At 48.0% G+C, this 5,512-nt stretch carries 3 protein-coding genes; 2 read left to right on the top strand and 1 reads right to left on the bottom strand.

Translation table 11 applies throughout. The annotated features are described in order from the left end of the window. Positions 1-1,760 (bottom strand): ABC transporter permease (locus tag VIM87_RS22125; protein WP_331999116.1); only part of this gene is annotated, 1,760 nt, incomplete at its 3' end. A gap of 148 nt (positions 1,761-1,908) precedes the next feature. Between VIM87_RS22125 and VIM87_RS22120 the strand changes: the two genes are divergently transcribed. After that, entirely contained in the window at positions 1,909-2,424 is a 516-nt protein-coding gene (locus VIM87_RS22120) for a YdeI/OmpD-associated family protein (protein ID WP_331999115.1), read from the top strand. Between the two features lie 767 nt (positions 2,425-3,191). Then, positions 3,192-4,904 (top strand): cellulase family glycosylhydrolase, encoded by a 1,713-nt coding sequence (locus VIM87_RS22115; RefSeq protein WP_331999114.1) that lies wholly within the window; start codon positions 3,192-3,194, stop codon positions 4,902-4,904. Positions 4,905-5,512: the final 608 nt, after the last annotated feature.

The raw sequence follows: 5,512 nt of genomic DNA, 5'->3' as shown, positions 1-5,512 counted from the left end.
ATGGTTTTTACATCCTTGTCAAAATATTCGTCTGTATGGATCTGCTTACCTATGGGATCCGTAAGACCTGCGGCTTTTACAAAGGCTTCGTTTACAATGGCGCCCCGGGTTTTATCTGTAGCATAAGCAGTGGAAAAATTGCGCCCCGCGCTAAGTGTAATGCCCATGGCCGGTAAATAATCCTCATCTATTACCATGTGCGCAGCTGCAGTGCTGCTGCCATTTACTTTCACAAGACTGGCGCCGCTGCGGGTACCCCCGAAAGACACCATTTTTACAGCAGGCTGCTTTAACAGCTCATTCTTTAATAAGGCTTTTACCTGTGGCAGATCCGGCTCTCCGCCAATATAGGCGCGTATTACCTGCTGCGGATTATAACCCAGGTCTTTTGTGCGCACATAATTCATCTGGCGGTAAAACAACAGCGTAAAAAGCAGCAGGAAAATGGCCAGGGAGAATTGCAGAACAATCAGCATACGGCCCAATATATTGCGGCCCAGCAGTTTTTGCCTGCCTGCCAATGCCTGCACCGGTTTTAAGCCGGATAGTACATAGGATGGATAAACGCCGGTGAGTAAAACGATCCCTGCTAATACCAGAATACAATAACCCAACAGGGAAATGTCCAGCACCTGGGCCAGGATCAGCTCTTTGCCTGTTAGCTGGTTAAAAGTGGGCAATGCGCCCCAGGTTAATAACAATGCCAGCAAAAAGGCCACAAGGCACAATACGGCTGATTCCAGCAGGAATTGCAGCATCATCTGCACATTACTGCTGCCATTTATTTTCCGGATGCCCACTTCCTTTATTCTTTTGAGCGAGCCGGCTAAGCTGATGTTAATGAAATTAATACCGGCCATCAGTAAAATAAAGATGGATATGCCCAGGAACAGCCAGGAAAATACGGGCTTGCTGCCATTGATAATACCGCCTTCTTTGCTATCAGCCTCTGCCCCAACGTATAAAGGATGCAGGTGCATGTCCGTTATATTTTGTAAGCCAAAACGGATGCTTGCATCTTTCCTGGTATTGTTAAGCTTCCGGGATACTGCACTAAGATCAGCCCTCGGCTGTAGCAGCACAAAGGTGCTCAGGTAAAGGTTGCGCCAGTCTGTATCTTCAAATGAGAGCTGCATAAAACGAAAAGGCAGCAGCACATCAAACCGGATAGAGGAATTACGGGGCGGGTCTTTTACCACAGCGGTCACCACCAGGGGTTTTCCTAATTTCCGGGCAGATGGGTCTGCGTTCATGCTTAGCAGCTGCCCTACCACATCAATACGGTTAAAATATTTTAATGCGGTGCTTTCCGTAATAACGGCGCCGCCTATATCCTGCAGGGCTGTTTGCGGATCGCCCTTTAACAGCTGGAACGAGAACAGGCTAAAAAAATGCTCATCCACAAATAACAGCTGTTGCTGCAGCACTTTATTATTTGCTGTAACATCCCCGTATATATCGCCCCCCATTATTCTTACAAAGTCCTGCACTTCCGGTACCTGCGCCTTAAAGGCCGGCCCGTGCACCTGGCCGGTGCCGCCTGTGGTTTGCGTGTTATTATCCTGGGTGATGGTGGTGGTAATGCGGTAAAGATCTTTATGATGCGTGTGAAAGGCATCAAAGCTGTTCTCATCTTTAATATACAGGATGGCCAGCAATACGGCCGTAATGCCAATAGCCAGACCAATAACATTGATCATGGTATATAACCTGTTCCTTTTATGATTGCGGAGGGCTGCCTTTAAATAGTCTGTGAACATAAGTATGGGTTTAGCGCTGCATAAAAAATGCCACTTACTACTACTTTGATAATGTGTAAGTTAATATTTTAGCCGGTTATGCAGATGTCCGCTTTTAATGGTACATTGTTCATTCCCGGACACTGATAATTTGTAATTTAGCGCTATTATGATCAAGTTCACTGCCACTATACTCAGCTTTAATGAAAACGGCGATAAGACGGGCTGGAGCTACGTGGAGATCCCGGCCGATCTTGCGCAGGAGCTAAAACCGGGCAACAGGAAAACTTTTCGCGTAAAGGGTAAGCTCGATAATTTCCCGATAAAGGCGGTTGCCGTAATGCCCATGGGCGGGGGCAGCTTTATATTGCCCATTAATGCGGATATGCGCAAGGGCACCGGTAAGCGTAAAGGCGCTATGCTGCAGCTGCAGCTTACGGAAGATAAGAACCCCACTCCGGTTACCTGCCCGGAGCTGATGGAATGTTTGGCAGATGATCCGGATGCGCTGGCTTATTTTAACAGCCTTAGTATGTCGCACCGCAACTATTTTATGAAGTGGATCGAGAGCGCAAAAACAACGCCTACCAAAGAAAAACGTATAGCCCAAACAGTAGTAGCGCTTTCCAGAAAGCAGAGTTATTCTGAAATGATCCGCGCTCAGCAGCGGGATAGGTTGTTGTAGCGTAATAACTGCTTTTAGCTTCTAGCGTTTAGCGTTTAGCGATTAACTATTACGCTCTTAATATTTAAATCCGAGGCAGGGGTTCATCGTACATACGTTGCCGTAGATATTATGTGTGCAAACACATTTTGCTAAATTTTTCTTCGTGGGGCATCTTCCATCAGGCAAACACCAAACTCTTTACCAGCAATCATCTCAAGCCCATCCAACGGCTTTCTTTAACTAAAATGGACAATTGCAAAATGGATTTTGCTAAAAAATTCCTGTCAAAAATGTTGCATAAGTACAAACGATTGCATACTTTCGTGGCGTACTGAACTGGTAGCACAACAGACAGAATCAAGCAAAGCCGAATGCACAAACCATAGAAAAACCTTTACCATTCGTACAAAAATCCATAACCATTTATTATTTAGCTAAAACTAGTATCCATAAAGAATATATTAGTGTAGTATAACCATATTTTAAACAGGCGTAAACCGTTTTGTATGAAGAGCCATTTGCAACGTGTTGCCATACACGTATGTTATTACTGTATGCGTACATAACATTCCCGTATTAACATTCTGTACTTAGCAAACTGTTTAAGCATTTTGCAATTATCCTATGAAAACCTACCCCTTCCGGCTGCGGAGGGCATCATCCCTATGCCTGTTATTACCGTTACACTGCGCTGTACTGCCACTGCAGCCCGGTAGCGTACCTTGCTGCGCAGTGTAACTTTTATCCCTCGAACCCGCCTTTTCTTCTTTTTAAACATCAACTATATGCGACAAATCAACACACTTTGCTGGCTGTTAAGCCTTGCGCTGGGTATTACCACGCGCGCCACGTTCGCCCAAACACCTGTAGCCAGGAACGGACAACTACAGGTGATCGGCACTAAATTATGTAACCAGTTTGGCAACCCAATTCAGCTGCGGGGCATGAGCACCCACGGCATTCAATGGTACGGCTGGGGAAGCTGCTTAACAGAAGCCTCCCTGAATGCCCTGTCCAGCGACTGGGGAGCGGATATACTTCGTATATCCCTGTACGTTCAGGAAGGCGGCTATGAAACCAACCCTTCCGGTTACACTGCCCAGGTGAACACCCTGATAGAAGAAGCTACTGAGCGCGGCATGTATGCGCTGGTCGACTGGCATCAGCTGGATCCCGGAGATCCCAACTACAACCTGGCCCGCGCCAAAACGTTCTTCACTGCTATTGCTAACCAGCATAAGAACAAGAACAACATTATTTACGACATCTGTAATGAGCCTAACGGCGTTAGCTGGGGTACCATTAAATCCTATGCAGACCAGATCATTCCCGTGATCCGCGCCATTGATAATGATGCGGTGATCCTGATCGGTACGCATGGCTGGTCGTCCTTTGGTATATCTGACGGGCGCAGCGCGCAGGATATTGTGAACAATCCTGTGAACTTCCCCAACATCATGTACACCTTTCACTTTTATGCAGCCTCCCACAGGGATGAATATTATAATGAGCTCAACTGGGGCTCTGACCGCCTGCCGGTATTTGTAACGGAGTTCGGCACCCAGGAGTATACCGGCGATGGCCCGAATGATTTTACCATGTCGCAACGTTACATTGACCTGCTGCGCAGCAAAAAGATCAGCTGGACCAACTGGAACTTCTCCGACGATTTCCGTACCGGCGCCGTATGGACCACCGGAACCTGCTCCAACGGCCCCTGGACCACTGCCCGCCTGAAACCTGCCGGCAGCTGGATCCGCGAGCGTATGCTGAACCCCGCAGATGATTTCCCCGGCGGTACGCCTGCCTGTGTACCGGTTAGCGCCAGCACTAACGATGGTAATGTTCCTGCCAACGTACAGGATAATGATCTGAACACGCGCTGGTCTGCTGATGGCAACCCGCAGTGGATCCAGTTCTGCCTGAACAACACCGCTTCTGTAACGGGCGTGGATATTGCCTTTTACCAGGGTAACACCCGCACTGCTACCTTTGACGTACTGGTAGGCAGCGACGGTATTAACTGGACCAATGCCGCTACCAACCTGCGTAGCAGCGGTACTACCACTGCCCTGCAAAGCTTTACCTTTGCAGCTAAAACGGGCAAGTATGTACGAATTGTAGGCCATGGTAATTCGGTGAATACCTGGAACAGCTATACCGAGGTACGGATCAAAACTGCCGTCAGCATTGCTGCTACCCCTGCTACCTTTAACACTAATGCCAAGGCTTCGGCAATACAAGCACTGGAAATAAAAGCTTATCCCAACCCGTTCCGGGGCAATATAAGTGTCGCGTTTACGTTAAAGGAAGCGAGCTATACTACGTTGGGGATATATGATATGTCCGGCAAGTTAGTGGCTCCGCAGCTCAGCGAGCGCCTGCAGCCCGGCCAGTATAATAAAACACTGACCACGGGTAATATACCGGCAGGTACGTATATGCTGAAAGTGATCCATAACGGTAAAGTGACTACGAAAAAGTTATCTAAGCAATAAGGTCCTGACATTCCTTGTAAAGAGCCGGCTACGCGAGTGGCCGGCTTTTGCATTTGGCGGTTTGCTGATCCGGGAGGGCCTGTTTGCTTTTCTTATCGAGTGCATGCAAATTTTGTTTGCTGTTTTCTTGCGGGTTATTGCCTTTGTTGCTGCTTTCTTGGAGGTTGCTGCTTTGCTTTCTCGTAGGCATTGCCTTTGTTGCTTTCTTGCAGATCCGGCTACGAACTGCGCCCGCCTGATTTGAATGACTATGGGGCGTTGAGTTGGCACTTAGGGTTTAGTTTGGTGATGGGGCAGCATCAAGCCGGTGGCGCCGGGCAAGGTTCTCCGCCGGCCTGCTGCGAAAGCGCGGAGCGTGAAGTGCAAGTAAGGGAGGATGTAAAGGGGGCTAGTGGCGGAAACCAGTAACAAATCAGGCAATAGGGCATTAGGGCATTAGCATATTGGCACATTAGCGGATTAACAGCTATCCGTTAATCTGATACGCCCTGCCTTTGCATGATGATGATAATGCCCGACATGGCTATAAATATCTGGGCCCTTAACAAGGTCCTACATCTCTTAAACAACGGAGACAAATGCGATGTATGGAGCTACGGCATCACTAC

Origin of the sequence: Chitinophaga sp. (genome assembly GCF_036569125.1) — a bacterium.
In the GTDB taxonomy this organism is placed as follows: Bacteria; Bacteroidota; Bacteroidia; order Chitinophagales; family Chitinophagaceae; genus Chitinophaga.
Note: the sequence above shows the minus strand (reverse complement) of the source record. Positions and strands in the feature narration are given on the sequence as shown.

Coding starts and splice junctions, on each gene's coding strand:
- VIM87_RS22120 (WP_331999115.1), top strand. CDS start 1,909: ATGATCAAGTTCACTGCCACTATACTCAGCTTTAATGAAAACGGCGAT.
- VIM87_RS22115 (WP_331999114.1), top strand. CDS start 3,192: ATGCGACAAATCAACACACTTTGCTGGCTGTTAAGCCTTGCGCTGGGT.